The sequence below is a fragment of the Collimonas sp. genome, assembly GCF_044339385.1.
Lineage (GTDB): Bacteria > Pseudomonadota > Gammaproteobacteria > Burkholderiales > Burkholderiaceae_D > Collimonas.
This window is the reverse complement of record NZ_JBIIVN010000053.1, coordinates 1-14,756: the sequence shown is the minus strand read 5'-3', so window position 1 is coordinate 14,756 and position 14,756 is coordinate 1. Positions and strand designations below refer to the sequence as shown.

Below are 14,756 nucleotides of genomic sequence, written 5' to 3'. Positions count from 1 at the left end.
CCTGATCCTGCGCAAGCTGCGGCTTTTTTGCGCTGCGTTTCTGGTAATGCTTTGGCCGATGTGGCGTATGGCGACTGTCACGGCTTGAGACAATTATTGGGAAATGGGATTGTTCAGGGCGGACTACTTACTTCCACTTACCTTTTCGTGCGACGTGATCGTCGTTGTTGCTTGCTTAGTCGCCGAAGGGGTATCTGACCATGCTTGAAGTATTCCCCGATTTTTTTATACTGGCCGCCGCCAGTTTTCTCGCTGGTTTGATCGATGCGGTGGTCGGAGGAGGGGGGGCTGATTCAGATTCCGGCCTTGTTCGCGATACTGCCCAATACCGCGCCCGCAACCATATTCGGCACTAACAAACTGGCCGGGATATTCGGTACCGGCGCGGCGGCGGTGAATTTTGCTCGACGTGTCAAGCTGGCCTGGAGTGCTGCGTTGCCGGCGGCGGGGGCGGCATTTCTATTTGCCTTTCTGGGTGCTTATACGGTTACCCACATTCCGACAGAAGCAATCCGTAAGTCGTTGCCGTTCATTTTGTTGGCGGTCGCCATCTACACGATAAAGAAGAAAGATTTCGGTAGTATTCATGCCCCACTGCACTCCGGTTCAAAAGAGAAAATACTGGCGATATTAATCGGTGGTGGAATTGGATTTTATGACGGTGTTTTCGGCCCCGGCACGGGTAGCTTCCTGATTTTCTTATTTGTGCGTTTTTTTGGGTTCGATTTCCTGGCAGCGTCAGCGGTATCCAAGGTAATTAACGTTGCAACAAATCTGGCGGCCTTACTCTGGTTTGGATATAGCGGTCATATCATCTGGCAACTTGGATTAATAATGGCTATCTGTAACGTCGGCGGATCGTTGCTTGGTACGCGGCTGGTATTGAAGCATGGCAGCGGTTTTGTACGAAAACTGTTCTTATTGGTAGATTCGGTATTGATCTTGAAGACAGGGTATGACGCATTCCTTAAATAGTGCCTGATAGAATATTAAACAGAATATCGGGCTTAGTACCTGGTTGAGTATCAAACCTGAGATAGTAATTCCGGCGGCGATTGTTTCACGTGAAACAATCGCCGTTTTTTATTTTATTCAACCAACCCCATCGAATCGTAATGTTTCACGTGAAACACTGTCGTATTCCTAAGCCAATTCATCTATCCAGCCAGCATCGATTCGTTCTGTCACGGCTTCTGGGTTTATAATCACGCCTCTGCTCACTGTTTTTGACCGTCTCCACGAGGCGCACTATGCTTTTTCCTACAAATTTTGATGTAATCGTTGTCGGTGGCGGCCATGCCGGTACCGAAGCCGCGTTGGCGTCTGCTCGCATGGGCCAAAAAACGCTATTGTTGACACACAATATCGAGACTCTTGGCCAGATGTCGTGCAACCCCTCAATCGGTGGGATAGGCAAGGGCCATTTGGTGAAAGAGGTTGATGCCATGGGCGGTGCGATGGCCATCGCCACCGACGAGGCCGGCATTCAGTTCCGTATCTTGAATTCATCGAAAGGCCCTGCCGTTCGCGCCACCCGCGCGCAAGCCGATCGTATCCTGTACAAGCAGGCGATTCGATTGCGTCTGGAAAATCAGGAAAATCTCTGGCTGTTCCAGCAAGCGGTGGATGATTTGCTGGTTGAAGGCGACCGCGTGATTGGTGCTGTGACCCAGGTTGGCATCAAATTCCTCAGCAGGGTGGTGGTGCTGACGGCCGGTACTTTCCTCGATGGGAAGATCCATGTCGGTCTTAATAATTATTCTGCCGGCCGTGCCGGCGATCCTCCGGCAATTTCATTATCTGCGCGGCTGAAAGAACTGAAGTTGCCGCAAGGGCGATTAAAGACTGGAACACCGCCACGCATTGACGGACGCACCATCGATTTCTCCGTTATGCAGGAACAACCGGGCGATCTCGATCCGATTCCAGTATTTTCAGTCATGGGTAATGTTGGCATGCATCCTAAGCAGTTGCCGTGCTGGGTCACGCATACCAACGAGCAAACACACGACATCATTCGCGCTGACCTTGATCGTAGCCCGATGTACACCGGCGTGATTGAAGGCGTTGGTCCGCGTTATTGCCCGTCGATCGAAGATAAGATTCATCGCTTTGCCGGCAAGGATTCACACCAGATTTTCCTGGAACCCGAAGGCTTGACCACCAACGAGTTTTACCCTAATGGTATTTCGACAAGTTTGCCGTTCGATGTTCAGCTGGCTTTGGTACATTCGATGCGCGGCCTGGAGAACGCACATATTCTGCGCCCCGGTTATGCAATCGAATACGATTATTTCGACCCGCGCGGTTTGAAGGCATCGCTGGAAACCAAGTCGATCCAAGGGTTGTACTTTGCCGGCCAGATCAACGGCACCACCGGTTACGAAGAAGCCGCTGCGCAAGGAATGCTGGCCGGCTTGAACGCTGCCTTGCAAACACAAGAGCGCGATGCCTGGACGCCGCGCCGCGATGAAGCTTACCTCGGCGTAATGGTCGACGACCTGATTACCCAAGGTGTGCAAGAGCCATATCGGATGTTCACCAGTCGCGCTGAGTATCGTTTGAGTCTGCGTGAAGATAACGCCGATATGCGTCTGACTGAAATCGGCCGTCAGCTGGGTTGTGTCGGCGATGCTCAATGGGCGCAGTTCGAGAAGAAGCGCGAAGCCGTCGCACTGGAAATGGAGCGGCTGCGCACGACCTGGGTCAACCCGCGCATTATTTCCGATGCCGAGGCAGAGCGGGTTGTTGGTAAGGCAATGGAGCGCGAATACGCGCTGGCCGATCTGTTGCGTCGCCCTAATGTTACTTATGAACAATTGATGACGCTCAAGGGCGTTGACGGTCAAGAAGTAGGCGGCCCGGGAGTCGACGATGCTGCCGTCAAGGAGCAGGTTGAGATTCAGGTCAAGTACGCTGGCTACATTGATCGCCAGGCGCGTGAAGTCGAGCGTCACGAGCACAACGAAAACCTCAAGCTGCCAGCTGACCTGGATTACATGGACGTGCAGGCGCTGTCGATCGAGGTACGGCAAAAGTTGAATTTGCATCGTCCGGAAACATTTGGTCAGGCCTCGCGGATTTCCGGCGTGACGCCAGCGGCATTGTCGCTGTTGCTGGTGCATCTGAAAAAGGGTGGCATGAAGCGCTTGAACGAGCTTGGTACTGACGACCAGGCGGCATAAATATGGGCAACATCCTCAAAGATAATTGCCAGCATAGCGGAGGAATGGCAGGATGAGTGCAACGCAGATCGCATCGGGCGCATCGCTGCAAGCGAGCCTGCAGCAGGGCGCACAGGCGTTGGGAATCGAACTGGACGAAAAGCAGCAGCAGCAATTGCTGGCCTATCTGAGTTTGCTGGCGAAGTGGAATCGCACCTATAACCTGACTTCGATCCGTGAGCCGGCACAGATGATGACCCATCATCTGCTCGACTCGCTGGCGGTAGTGCCTGCCTTTGCAGCGGCCGACAATGTGCTCGATGTCGGCGCCGGCGGTGGCCTCCCAGGGATGATCCTGGCCATCTGGGCAAGCAAGGCGCGTCCCGCAATGCGGGTTTCGATGATCGATACGGTGCACAAAAAAACGGCATTCCTGACGCAAGCCAAGGCCGAGTTAGGATTGGCTGGCGTCAGCATTCACACGGCAAGAATAGAGCAACTGCAGGTCGCACAGAAATTTGATGTGATTACATCGCGGGCGTTTGCCGAGCTGGCTGACTTCATCAACTGGTCCCAGCACCTGCTGGCCGATGATGGGCAGTTCATTGCGTTGAAAGGCGTGCAGCCGGACCAAGAGATCGCACGGTTGCCGGCCGGCTGGCAAGTCACTGAAATTCGTCCGGTCAGCGTGCCGGGGCTGGATGCGGAGCGTCACCTTATTTTTATCAAACGGCGCTGACGACAGTGAGTTATTGCACTCCACCAGGGTAGTGTCTGATCGCTTCGTAGCTCCTTGTAATTTAATCGTCTTATCTGATCAGTGGGCGGCAAAGTAACGTGCCACATTGCTGCGGCACTTGAACCTTGTCTCATAAATAATAGAAAACACATGGCAAAAATCTTCTGCGTCGCCAATCAAAAAGGCGGAGTCGGTAAAACCACTACCGCCGTCAACCTGGCCGCCGGGCTGGCTCAATTGAACCAGCGGGTATTACTGGCAGACCTTGATCCGCAAGGCAATGCGACGATGGGAGCAGGGATCAATAAAGGTACGTTGACCGCCTCGATTTATGAGGTACTGCTGGGAATCTCGGATATCAAGAGCGTACGTAAGACTTCCGAAACCGGCGGTTTTGACGTATTGCCGGCAAATCGCGAACTGGCCGGCGCCGAAGTTGAAATGGTTGAGCTGGAAAATCGGGAAAAACGCCTGAAAGATGCCTTCGCTCTGGTTGCCGACGACTATGATTTCATCCTGATTGACTGTCCCCCAGCGCTATCGCTGCTCACGCTGAATGGCCTGTGCGCCGCCAACGGCGTCATTATTCCGATGCAGTGCGAGTACTATGCGCTGGAAGGTTTGTCGGACTTGGTCAACACCATCAAAAAAGTGCATGCCAACCTGAATCCGGATTTGAAGATCATCGGCTTGTTGCGCGTGATGTTCGATCCGCGCATGACATTATCGCAACAAGTCTCAGAAGAGTTGGAAAAGCATTTTGGCGACAAGGTATTCAAGACCGTCATCCCGCGCAATGTGCGTCTGGCCGAAGCGCCGTCCTACGGTATGCCGGGCGTCAGTTTTGATACCGCCTCTAAGGGAGCGCAGGCATACATCGCTTTTGGCGCCGAGATGGTGGAACGTATCAAGGCCATGTAAGCGAATGCCGGGCACAAGGTGCAGTGGTGGATCTGTCATGACAGATCACTCACCCGGATTAGTTAAGCACAGCTAATACAGTGGTAATACAGAAGTTATCCATGGGTTTAGTCACAGCTTATTCCCGGCTTATTCATAACTTATTCATGGCTTATCCACTTAGTTATCCATAAAGTTATCCACAGACTGTTGCTTGGCAGCAGGCACTCTACGGTAGGAAAATATGGTCACGAAAAAATCAAAAGGGCTGGGTCGCGGCCTGGAAGCCTTGCTCGGCGGCTCGACCGATATTGCTGAAGCGGTGCCAACGATTGTCGGTGCACCGTCGGTACTCGCGGTGGGCGTCATGCAGGCAGGTAAATATCAGCCGCGAACCCGCATGGATGAGGGCGCGCTGGCCGAGCTGGCCTCCTCGATCAAAGAGCAAGGCTTGCTACAGCCGATTCTGGTGCGGCCAATTGCTTCGCACAACGGTGCCCAGCATTACGAAATCATTGCCGGTGAGCGTCGCTTCCGCGCCGCCCAACTGGCCGGGCTGGACGAGGTGCCGGTATTGGTCAAGGATGTAGACGATCAGACCACCGCCGCCATGGCGCTGATCGAAAACATGCAGCGCGAGGATTTGAATCCGCTGGAAGAGGCGCAGGGTATCCATCGCCTGATTACCGATTTCAGTTTTACCCATGAGCAAGCGGCAGTCTCGGTAGGGCGCTCACGCAGCGCGGTATCGAACCTGTTGCGCCTGCTGAACCTGGCCAAGCCGGTGCAGACCATGTTGATGGCTGGCGATATCGACATGGGCCATGCGCGTGCGTTGCTGGCGGTCGATGCCGCTACGCAGATTACGTTGGCTAACCAGGTGGTAGCCAAGCGCATGTCGGTGCGCGATACAGAAAAACTGGTGGTGCGCGCCACCGCTGAGGCAGAAACTGCCGGTCGGCCAGCCAAGAGCAAGGAAAAGTCGCGCGACATCGCACGCCTGGAAGAAGAACTGTCGGATTTGCTGGCGACTCAAGTAACAATTAAAACGGCAGCCAAGAATCGTGGTCAACTGATCATCGATTTCTCCGATCTGGATACCCTCGACGGTCTGATCGCTCGGCTGAAGGGGGCAGAGTAAGTTATAAAATAAATTGCTTTAGAAAAACAGGAAGGGCGTTCCGAAAGTTTGTCGACTCACATGACTCACATATTTGGTGCGTCGTGGCAAATTCACGGCGTCGGAGGATTCCGGAAAATTGTCAGAATAATTTCCAAAACTTTGCCGGAAGCAGCGACTGGATTGATTCTCGGCTGTTGTATAAGCTTATGATTAGGCGGCAAAAGTTTGACGAAAGTCGCGGCCAGCCCTTATAATCGCCGGGCTTCTAAATCAGCCGTACACTAGCAACTGCGAGAAGGTTGCATGATAACTGCGCTGCATCACAAAACTGCAACCGCGTTCTGTTAAGCGAGTCGTTTTCGCACATTATTGGGTCAGTATGCTGCGCATCGTGCTTATGCAATTTGTTACTACGGCTGTACTAGCATGTATAGTAGGTTTACTAGCCGGCGTTCCCGGATTCTGCTCCGCGCTTTTAGGTGGTGTATGCTGCGCGGTTCCCAATGGACTGTTTGCTCTCCGTCTTTATACGAGCGCGCGCAAACCGGGTGGCGCTAACCCGATGTCTTTTTTCATCGGAGAGTTTGTCAAAATTGCTACGACGATTGCGCTGATTGGCGCGGTCGTATGGTTGTACCATGATTTGAATTGGCCGGCATTTATCGTCAGCTTCATCGCGGTACTTAAAAGTTACATAATCTTACTTTTTAGACATCGATCATGACTGTAGCTCCAAGCGAAGCATTAACCCCCTCAGAATATATTGTCCATCACCTCGGACATTTAGCTACCGCCCATCAAACCAAGATCGTCGATTTTTCGATCATCAATATCGATACGATCTTCTGGTCTTTGTTTGCCGGCGTAGTCGGCAGCTTGCTGATGTACCTGGCAGCGCGTAAAGCTACCGCTGGCGTGCCTGGTCGTTTTCAGGCTTTCGTCGAAATGGTGGTCGAGATGGTAGACGACCAGGCCAAAGGCATCGTCCATGGTGATCGCAGCTTTATCGCGCCGCTGGCGTTGACGGTGTTCGTCTGGGTCGCCCTGATGAACTCGCTCGACTTCCTGCCGGTCGATATGTTTTCTTCCTTCTTTGCATTCGTCGGCCTCGACAGCGTGATTTCTCATCACCGCGTAGTTCCTACTGCAGACCTTAACGGCACCATGGGCATCGCTCTCGGCGTATTGGTGCTGATGCTGTATTACAGCTTCAAGATCAAAGGTATCGGCGGTTTCCTGCACGAACTGGTCGCTGCACCTTTCGGTATCTGGCTGGCTCCTGCCAACCTGCTGCTGAACCTGATTGAATTTGCTGCCAAAACCGTATCGCTGGCGATGCGACTGTTCGGCAACATGTATGCCGGTGAACTGTTGTTCCTGTTGATCGCGCTGCTGGGTTCCACCGCTACTGCGTTCGGCTTTGTCGGCCACCTGATTGCCGGTTCGATCTGGGCTATCTTCCACATCCTGATCGTGTTGTTGCAAGCGTTTATTTTCATGATGCTGACTCTGGTGTATATCGGCCAGGCGCATGAGGCTCATTAATTAGGCCCAATCAATAAGGCTAGTTAAATAGCAGCACGAATCAGTACTGGTTTTGATTTTGAATTTGTAGTTTTGGCTTTAAATCTGTTTTTTGTATTAATTTTTGTATTCACTTAACTTTGAAGGAATTGTCATGACTGATCTGTCTTTTGTTGCTTTGGCTTGTGGTTTGATCATCGGTTTGGGCGCTATCGGTGCTTGTATCGGTATTGCAATCATGGGCGGTAAGTACCTCGAAGCATCGGCACGTCAACCAGAACTGATGAACACCCTGCAAACCAAGATGTTCCTGTTGGCTGGTCTGATCGACGCTGCGTTCCTGATCGGTGTTGGTATCGCCATGTTGTTCGCTTTCGCAAATCCGTTCATCGCTAAGTAATTTAATCGAGCGTAACCGAATCGGCTGAAGTTATTTCAGCCCACGTTATTCTGAGAAGGAAATTACCGTGAACTTAAATGCAACATTGTTTGCGCAGTTCGTGGTCTTCTTCATCCTCGCGTTGTTCACGATGAAATTCGTGTGGCCGCCGTTGATGAAAGCGCTCGATGAGCGCGCCAAGAAGATCGCGGACGGCCTGGCAGCCGCTGATCGTGGCAAGGCAGATCTGGCAGCCGCTGAAAAGCGTGCTTCGGCAGAACTTGCGACTGCGCGCGACGAAGGTCAAAAGCGTATTGACGAAGCTGAAAAGCGCGGCCAGCTGATCGTCGACGAAGCCAAAAAAACTGCTTCCGAAGAAGCTGCTCGTATCATCGCTAACGCCAAGGCCGAAGCGGAACAGCAAATGACCAAAGCTCGCGAAGCTCTGCGCGGTGAAGTTGCGACCCTTGCGGTCAAAGGCGCCGAACAGATCCTCAAGCGCGAAGTCAATTTGTCGGCACATGCCGATTTGCTGAACCAACTGAAAACAGAGCTGTAATCATGGCTGAACTTGCAACGATTGCTCGTCCCTACGCAGAAGCGCTGTTCCGCGTGGCCAAGTCGCAAGACCTGGCCGCCTGGTCTACCCTGGTTGCCGAAATGGGCCAGATAGCGGCTAATGCCGATGTCAAGGCGCTGGCACAAAATCCCGCTGTATCGCATCAGCAAGTGGTCGATACGGTCCTGGCACTGTTGAAATCGCCGCAAGCGGCGCACGCCGAAGTCAAAAACTTCGTCGCGACGCTGGTTGATAACGGCCGGTTGATCGCCTTGCCGGAAATCGCCGAGCAATTTCAAGTGCTGAAGAACGCACAAGAAGGCGCTGCCGATGCAGAAATCACCAGCGCTTTCGAAATGACCGAAGCGCAAATGAGGGATTTGATCGCCACGCTGGAAAAGAAGTTCGGCCGTAAGCTGAACCCATCGGTAACAGTGGATAACTCGCTGATCGGCGGTGTACGCGTAGTAGTCGGCGACGAAGTGCTCGACACCTCGGTACGTGCCAAGCTGCAAGAACTGCACGCTGCTCTGGCTGCGTGAGACCCCTGCGTATTTGCGTCATGAGCAACGAGAAAAATTTTAGGAGTTTATATGCAACTCAACGCGTCTGAAATCAGCGAACTGATCAAGAGCCGGATTCAAGGCCTTGGCGATACCGCTGAAATTCGCAATCAAGGCACGGTTATTTCCGTGTCCGACGGTATCTGCCGTATCCATGGTCTGTCTGACGTGATGCAAGGTGAGATGCTGGAATTCCCAGGCAACACATTCGGCCTCGCGCTGAACCTCGAGCGTAACTCTGTCGGCGCCGTTATCCTGGGCGATTACGAGCACATTTCCGAAGGCGATACAGTCAAATGTACCGGCCGTATTCTGGAAGTGCCGGTTGGTCCTGAACTGCGCGGCCGCGTTGTCAACGCGCTGGGTCAGCCGATCGACGGTAAAGGTCCTGTCAATGCCAAGCTGTCGGCGCCGATCGAAAAAATCGCACCAGGCGTTATCGCCCGTCAATCCGTTTCGCAGCCAATGCAGACCGGTATCAAGTCGATCGACTCGATGGTACCAATCGGCCGCGGCCAGCGTGAGCTGATCATCGGCGACCGTCAAACCGGTAAGACTGCTGTAGCGATCGATGCGATCATCAATCAAAAAGGTCAGGACGTGACATGTATCTATGTTGCTATCGGTCAAAAAGCATCGTCGATCAAGAACATCGTGCGCTCGCTCGAAGCACACGGCGCCATGGAATACACCATCGTGGTTGCTGCATCGGCATCCGAGTCGGCTGCGATGCAATACATGTCGACCTACTCCGGCTGCGCAATGGGCGAATACTTCCGTGACCGCGGTGAAGATGCGCTGATCGTATACGACGATCTGTCCAAGCAAGCTGTTGCATACCGTCAGGTATCGTTGCTGCTGCGCCGTCCACCAGGCCGTGAAGCGTATCCGGGCGACGTGTTCTATCTGCACAGCCGCCTGCTGGAACGCGCAGCACGCGTCAACCCAGACTACGTTGAGGCTTTCACCAAGGGCGAAGTCAAGGGCAAGACCGGTTCGCTGACAGCGCTGCCGATCATCGAAACCCAGGCTGGCGACGTTTCCGCTTTCGTTCCGACCAACGTGATTTCGATTACCGACGGTCAGATCTTCCTGGAAACTTCGTTGTTCAACGCTGGTATCCGTCCTGCGATCAACGCCGGTATTTCGGTGTCGCGCGTTGGTGGTGCTGCTCAGACCAAGGTGATCAAGAACCTGTCCGGCGGTATCCGTACCGACTTGGCACAGTATCGTGAACTGGCTGCGTTTGCACAGTTTGCTTCCGACCTTGACGAAGCGACCCGCAAGCAGCTCGATCGCGGTGCACGCGTGACCGAGCTGTTGAAGCAGGCACAATACTCGCCGCTGTCGATTTCGCTGATGGCTGTGACTTTGTTCGCGGTCAACAAGGGTTTCCTGGATAGCATCGACGTCAAGCAAGTGCTGCCGTTCGAAAGCGCTCTGCACAGCTTCATGAAGACCAGCCACGCGCCTTTGCTGCAAAAGATCGAAGAAACCAAGCAACTCGATAAAGATAGCGAAGCTGCATTGGCGGCTGCCGTTGCTGATTTCAAAAAATCGTTCGTGGCTTAATTTAACTGGGATCCATAACAATTGCGGGAAAGAGTTTAAGCGCGCCAGGCTTAAGCCTGCGACGAATGACTCTCTCCCCAACTGACTAGGAAGGCATATGGCTACAGGTAAAGAGATACGCGGCAAGATCAAGAGCGTAGAAAATACGAAGAAGATCACGAAGGCGATGGAAATGGTCGCTGCCTCCAAAATGCGCAAGGCGCAAGACCGGATGCATGCGGCACGTCCATACAGTGACAAGATTCGTAATATTGCTTCTAACTTGTCGCAAGCCAATCCAGAGTACACGCACCCGTTCATGGTCAAGCAGGATAACGCCAAGAACGTTGGTTTCATCGTCGTCACCACAGACAAAGGTCTGTGCGGCGGTATGAACACCAACTCCTTGCGTTTGCTGACCGCGAAATTGCGTGAGCTGGAAGGACAAGGCAACAAGGTTCAGGCAGTCGCGATTGGCAACAAGGGTCTGGGTTTCCTCAACCGGATCGGCGCCACGGTCGTTGCGCATGCCGTGCAACTGGGCGATACGCCGCATCTGGACAAGCTGATCGGGCCAGTCAAAGTACTGCTCGATGCTTACCAGGAAGGTCGTCTGGACGCGGTTTATCTGGTGTACACCAAGTTCATCAACACGATGAAGCAAGAGCCGATGCTGCAGCAATTGCTGCCGTTGTCGTCTGATCGTCTGGAGGCTGACACTAAGGCTGGTGATGCAGGTTCGCACGCATGGGACTACATTTACGAGCCGGATGTTCAGAGCGTCATTGACGAGTTGCTGGTGCGTTACGTGGAAGCGCTGATTTATCAGGCTGTCGCAGAAAACATGGCGTCCGAGCAGTCGGCGCGGATGGTGGCGATGAAGTCGGCTAGCGACAACGCGGGTAACGTGATCGGCGAATTGAAACTGGTCTACAACAAGACGCGTCAAGCGGCGATTACCAAAGAACTGTCGGAAATCGTCGCTGGTGCGGCAGCGGTTTAACAACAATTGCGGGACAGAGTTTAAGCGTCGCCAAAGCGTGACAAGTACTCTGCCCCCCCCCAACTGACTAAAACAGAATTGTCTAGCGCGCACTGCGCTTAACAGGTAGTTTTTTATATTATTGAAGGAACGAAAATGGCTGATGGCAAAATCGTTCAGTGTATCGGCGCTGTGGTGGACGTTGAATTCCCACGTGACGCGATGCCTAAGATTTACGACGCCTTGAAGATGGATGGCTCGGAACTGACGCTGGAAGTACAACAACAGCTGGGTGACGGCGTAGTCCGCACCATTGCGCTGGGTACATCCGACGGTTTGCGCCGCGGCATGACAATCAAGAACACAGGTCAGCCAATCATGGTGCCTACCGGTAAAGCAACACTGGGCCGCATCATGGACGTGCTGGGTAACCCGATCGATGAATGCGGTCCGGTAAGCCACGAAACCACTGCATCGATCCACCGCAAGGCTCCTGCGTACGATGAACTGTCGCCGTCGCAAGAACTGCTGGAAACCGGCATCAAGGTTATCGACCTGGTTTGCCCGTTCGCCAAGGGCGGTAAAGTTGGTCTGTTCGGTGGCGCGGGTGTCGGCAAGACCGTGAACATGATGGAACTGATCAACAACATCGCCAAGGCGCACAGCGGCTTGTCCGTGTTTGCCGGTGTTGGTGAGCGTACCCGTGAAGGTAACGACTTCTATCACGAAATGGCTGACGCCAAAGTGGTTGATCTGGAGCATCCGGAAAAATCCAAGGTTGCGATGGTGTACGGCCAGATGAATGAACCACCAGGTAACCGTTTGCGCGTCGCGCTGACCGGCCTGACGATCGCCGAAGGCTTCCGTGACGAAGGTAAAGACGTGTTGTTCTTCGTCGATAACATCTACCGTTACACACTGGCCGGTACTGAAGTTTCCGCGCTGTTGGGCCGTATGCCGTCGGCCGTGGGTTACCAGCCAACACTGGCGTCTGAAATGGGCCAGCTGCAAGAACGTATTACATCGACAAAAACCGGTTCGATCACATCGATCCAGGCCGTCTACGTTCCTGCGGATGACTTGACCGACCCATCGCCTGCGACCACCTTTGCTCACTTGGATTCGACCGTTGTTTTGTCGCGCGATATCGCTTCGCTGGGTATCTATCCTGCGGTTGATCCGCTCGATTCGACTTCGCGTCAGCTGGACCCGCAAGTGGTTGGTCAAGAGCACTACGAAACTGCCCGCGCTGTACAAGGTACGTTGCAGCGCTACAAAGAATTGCGCGACATTATCGCGATTCTGGGTATGGACGAACTGGCTCCGGAAGACAAGCTGCTGGTGGCGCGTGCACGTAAGATGCAGCGTTTCCTGTCGCAGCCTTTCCACGTTGCTGAAGTGTTTACCGGTTCGCCAGGTAAATACGTTTCGCTGAAGGACACGATCAAGGGCTTCAAGATGATCGCCAGCGGCGAACTCGATCACCTGCCGGAACAAGCGTTCTACATGGTCGGCACGATCGAAGAAGCAATCGAAAAGGCCAAGAAGATCGGCTAAAGCAAGTTTCGCCGCGTCGTCCTGCTGTTCACGGGGACGACGCGGTAGCGCTTGCCGCTAGTTGATTCAATGGACAACAAAGGGTTTAAGATGGCAAACACTATTCAGGTAGACGTTGTTTCTGCGGAAGAGATGATCTTCTCCGGCGAAGCCGAATTCGTCGCGTTGCCGGGTGAGTCGGGTGAGTTGGGGATTTATCCTCACCATACCCCGCTGATCACGCGCATCAAGCCGGGCGCTGTACGGATCAAGGTAGCAGGCCAGGCCAATGACGAATTGGTGTTCGTTGCCGGCGGTTTGCTGGAAGTGCAGCCGCACCACGTTACCGTGCTAGCCGATACGGCGATCCGCGGTGCCGACCTGGACGAAGCGAAGGCGAGCGAGGCCAAGCGTCGCGCTGAAGAAGCGCTCAGCAATAAGGAATCGGTAATCGATTATGCAAAAGCACAGTCCGAGTTGTCGGCGGCGATTGCACAATTGGCCGCGATTGCAAAGTTGCGTCAAAAAGGACGTTGATTTGCGTATGCTCCGCTGGTTCGGACAGGCAACAAAAAAGCAGCTTCGGCTGCTTTTTTGTTGCCTGTCCGGTTTGTGATGCGCAGATTGGCGTTCCCGATTGCCGACGCTGCGTAAGCGTCCATCCGTCCCGTCTTGCTAGCGTGGCGCCCGAAGGTGAACATGTGTCCACGATAATTCGATGGACAGATGTACACATGAAGACTACTGAATATACCCCGGCCGTATCCCGCGCGCACCGAAGACATTCGGCAGAGTTCAAGGCTGAAGTGATTGCCGCGTGCCTGCAGCCCAGTCACTCAGGACGGCGCATCTTCGCAACTACCCTAATTGAGAAAGGTGTAGGCATCAATGCAGTATCAACATTGATGGGCCATTCCAGCGTATCCATGACATCGCAGTATGTCGAAAATAATCCGACCAGATTGAAGCAGATTTGCACTGATCTATTTTAATCATTCGATGCTGCTACAGAAAAAGAACAATCAAAATCTCCAACTACTCACATCCTGACATTTCTTAACAATTAGACATGAGAATCTCCTTGCTCTTGTCCAATATTCAAGATTATAGTGGCCCTCATCTATCTCGTTATTGGAGTCTTTGTGAGGCGCTACTACATTCTTCATGGCGACAAAACGACGGTTGGCGGAACAGTCCTGGCATTTCAGAGGGGCGCGACTAACAACGGGCGGAGTCTCGCCATGATTGGGGATAAAGTAATCTGTCCAAAGTGCAACACAACGGGGATGATTGGACCGAATGGCCCACGGCAGTCATGCCGAGTCGATGGTAGAGAGCCAGCCCTTAATTGGGATTTATGCTTGTGCGCCTGCGATCCCAAACCAAAGCTACTGAATTCTCGGGAGGACATGGGGCAAACCATGACAGTAGAAGGAGTTATCGCTCAAGGATTCGGCTCATGGGTCGGCTACAAACAAGACGCCAGTTCAGCCGACAATGAGAAATTATTCGATGACAAATTCATACTTAGAGATAACGCCAGCAGGCCGATTGCTAACGCAGCATACGCTATCGAACGTGCTACTGGAATGTTCGAATATGGTGAAACTATAGTGGACCCGGAAATCCGGACAATAGTTTAAGGAGTATCCTGCACTGAACAACGAAGGCAGGATATGAACGAATTAAAACGAAACAGTTTCAGCGGGCAACAAAAAGCGAAGGTGGCACTGGAT

At 53.1% G+C, this 14,756-nt stretch carries 15 protein-coding genes and 2 pseudogenes; all 17 read left to right on the top strand.

Annotation, left to right across the window (positions count from 1 at the left end; genetic code table 11):
• The first annotated feature begins 200 nt into the window (after positions 1 to 200).
• The 17 genes and pseudogenes from ACIQ0R_RS05805 to ACIQ0R_RS05725 all read left to right on the top strand — a co-directional run bounded on the left by ACIQ0R_RS05805 (position 201) and on the right by ACIQ0R_RS05725 (position 14,663).
• Positions 201 to 975: pseudogene (locus ACIQ0R_RS05805) on the top strand (sulfite exporter TauE/SafE family protein).
• Between the two features lie 275 nt (positions 976 to 1,250).
• A complete protein-coding gene (mnmG, locus tag ACIQ0R_RS05800; protein WP_395824816.1) occupies positions 1,251 to 3,185 on the top strand; it encodes a tRNA uridine-5-carboxymethylaminomethyl(34) synthesis enzyme MnmG in 1,935 nt (644 codons plus the stop codon).
• 52 nt (positions 3,186 to 3,237) lie between these two features.
• Positions 3,238 to 3,903: a 16S rRNA (guanine(527)-N(7))-methyltransferase RsmG gene (rsmG, locus tag ACIQ0R_RS05795; protein ID WP_395824813.1), complete on the top strand. Its 666-nt coding sequence runs from the start codon at positions 3,238 to 3,240 to the stop codon at positions 3,901 to 3,903.
• A gap of 150 nt (positions 3,904 to 4,053) precedes the next feature.
• Positions 4,054 to 4,824, top strand: a complete 771-nt coding sequence (locus tag ACIQ0R_RS05790) for a ParA family protein (RefSeq protein WP_395824810.1) — start codon at positions 4,054 to 4,056, stop codon at positions 4,822 to 4,824.
• Positions 4,825 to 5,047: 223 nt separating this feature from the next.
• On the top strand, positions 5,048 to 5,944 hold the full coding sequence (locus ACIQ0R_RS05785; protein WP_395824807.1) for a ParB/RepB/Spo0J family partition protein: 897 nt from the start codon (positions 5,048 to 5,050) through the stop codon (positions 5,942 to 5,944).
• 361 nt (positions 5,945 to 6,305) lie between these two features.
• Positions 6,306 to 6,650, top strand: a complete 345-nt coding sequence (locus tag ACIQ0R_RS05780; RefSeq protein WP_395824804.1) for an ATP synthase subunit I — start codon at positions 6,306 to 6,308, stop codon at positions 6,648 to 6,650.
• On the top strand, positions 6,647 to 7,471 hold the full coding sequence (gene atpB, locus ACIQ0R_RS05775) for a F0F1 ATP synthase subunit A (RefSeq protein ID WP_395824801.1): 825 nt from the start codon (positions 6,647 to 6,649) through the stop codon (positions 7,469 to 7,471). Before ACIQ0R_RS05780 ends, atpB begins: the two co-directional genes overlap by 4 nt.
• Positions 7,472 to 7,604: 133 nt before the next feature.
• Entirely contained in the window at positions 7,605 to 7,850 is a 246-nt protein-coding gene (gene atpE, locus ACIQ0R_RS05770) for a F0F1 ATP synthase subunit C (protein ID WP_011872763.1), read from the top strand.
• Between the two features lie 67 nt (positions 7,851 to 7,917).
• Positions 7,918 to 8,388 (top strand): F0F1 ATP synthase subunit B, encoded by a 471-nt coding sequence (locus tag ACIQ0R_RS05765; protein ID WP_395824797.1) that lies wholly within the window; start codon positions 7,918 to 7,920, stop codon positions 8,386 to 8,388.
• Between the two features lie 2 nt (positions 8,389 to 8,390).
• Positions 8,391 to 8,930 carry a F0F1 ATP synthase subunit delta gene (locus ACIQ0R_RS05760; RefSeq protein WP_395824794.1) on the top strand — a complete coding sequence of 180 codons (540 nt, stop codon included), beginning with the start codon at positions 8,391 to 8,393 and terminating at the stop codon, positions 8,928 to 8,930.
• Between the two features lie 51 nt (positions 8,931 to 8,981).
• Positions 8,982 to 10,523 carry a F0F1 ATP synthase subunit alpha gene (gene atpA, locus ACIQ0R_RS05755; RefSeq protein WP_395824791.1) on the top strand — a complete coding sequence of 514 codons (1,542 nt, stop codon included), beginning with the start codon at positions 8,982 to 8,984 and terminating at the stop codon, positions 10,521 to 10,523.
• A gap of 97 nt (positions 10,524 to 10,620) precedes the next feature.
• The gene (gene atpG / locus ACIQ0R_RS05750) at positions 10,621 to 11,505 is read left to right on the top strand and encodes a F0F1 ATP synthase subunit gamma (protein ID WP_395824788.1); all 885 of its coding nucleotides are present in this window, start codon (positions 10,621 to 10,623) and stop codon (positions 11,503 to 11,505) included.
• 135 nt (positions 11,506 to 11,640) lie between these two features.
• Positions 11,641 to 13,041 carry a F0F1 ATP synthase subunit beta gene (gene atpD, locus ACIQ0R_RS05745; protein WP_061535033.1) on the top strand — a complete coding sequence of 467 codons (1,401 nt, stop codon included), beginning with the start codon at positions 11,641 to 11,643 and terminating at the stop codon, positions 13,039 to 13,041.
• Between the two features lie 90 nt (positions 13,042 to 13,131).
• Positions 13,132 to 13,557 carry a F0F1 ATP synthase subunit epsilon gene (locus ACIQ0R_RS05740; protein WP_395824784.1) on the top strand — a complete coding sequence of 142 codons (426 nt, stop codon included), beginning with the start codon at positions 13,132 to 13,134 and terminating at the stop codon, positions 13,555 to 13,557.
• 197 nt (positions 13,558 to 13,754) lie between these two features.
• Positions 13,755 to 14,012 carry a tyrosine-type recombinase/integrase gene (locus ACIQ0R_RS05735; RefSeq protein WP_395824781.1) on the top strand — a complete coding sequence of 86 codons (258 nt, stop codon included), beginning with the start codon at positions 13,755 to 13,757 and terminating at the stop codon, positions 14,010 to 14,012.
• A gap of 117 nt (positions 14,013 to 14,129) precedes the next feature.
• A pseudogene (locus ACIQ0R_RS05730) lies at positions 14,130 to 14,381 on the top strand (PAAR domain-containing protein); the annotation flags it as partial.
• Positions 14,382 to 14,441: 60 nt separating this feature from the next.
• A complete protein-coding gene (locus tag ACIQ0R_RS05725; RefSeq protein ID WP_395824819.1) occupies positions 14,442 to 14,663 on the top strand; it encodes a hypothetical protein in 222 nt (73 codons plus the stop codon).
• The last annotated feature ends 93 nt before the right edge of the window (positions 14,664 to 14,756 follow it).

Bases quoted from the DNA above. Each gene is read 5' to 3' on its own strand.
- ACIQ0R_RS05760 (WP_395824794.1), top strand. From the start codon at position 8,391: ATGGCTGAACTTGCAACGATTGCTCGTCCCTACGCAGAAGCGCTGTTC.
- atpG (WP_395824788.1), top strand. From the start codon at position 10,621: ATGGCTACAGGTAAAGAGATACGCGGCAAGATCAAGAGCGTAGAAAAT.
- ACIQ0R_RS05740 (WP_395824784.1), top strand. From the start codon at position 13,132: ATGGCAAACACTATTCAGGTAGACGTTGTTTCTGCGGAAGAGATGATC.
- ACIQ0R_RS05725 (WP_395824819.1), top strand. From the start codon at position 14,442: ATGACAGTAGAAGGAGTTATCGCTCAAGGATTCGGCTCATGGGTCGGC.
- rsmG (WP_395824813.1), top strand. From the start codon at position 3,238: ATGAGTGCAACGCAGATCGCATCGGGCGCATCGCTGCAAGCGAGCCTG.
- mnmG (WP_395824816.1), top strand. From the start codon at position 1,251: ATGCTTTTTCCTACAAATTTTGATGTAATCGTTGTCGGTGGCGGCCAT.
- atpB (WP_395824801.1), top strand. From the start codon at position 6,647: ATGACTGTAGCTCCAAGCGAAGCATTAACCCCCTCAGAATATATTGTC.
- ACIQ0R_RS05790 (WP_395824810.1), top strand. From the start codon at position 4,054: ATGGCAAAAATCTTCTGCGTCGCCAATCAAAAAGGCGGAGTCGGTAAA.
- ACIQ0R_RS05785 (WP_395824807.1), top strand. From the start codon at position 5,048: ATGGTCACGAAAAAATCAAAAGGGCTGGGTCGCGGCCTGGAAGCCTTG.
- atpA (WP_395824791.1), top strand. From the start codon at position 8,982: ATGCAACTCAACGCGTCTGAAATCAGCGAACTGATCAAGAGCCGGATT.
- ACIQ0R_RS05780 (WP_395824804.1), top strand. From the start codon at position 6,306: ATGCTGCGCATCGTGCTTATGCAATTTGTTACTACGGCTGTACTAGCA.
- atpD (WP_061535033.1), top strand. From the start codon at position 11,641: ATGGCTGATGGCAAAATCGTTCAGTGTATCGGCGCTGTGGTGGACGTT.
- atpE (WP_011872763.1), top strand. From the start codon at position 7,605: ATGACTGATCTGTCTTTTGTTGCTTTGGCTTGTGGTTTGATCATCGGT.
- ACIQ0R_RS05735 (WP_395824781.1), top strand. From the start codon at position 13,755: ATGAAGACTACTGAATATACCCCGGCCGTATCCCGCGCGCACCGAAGA.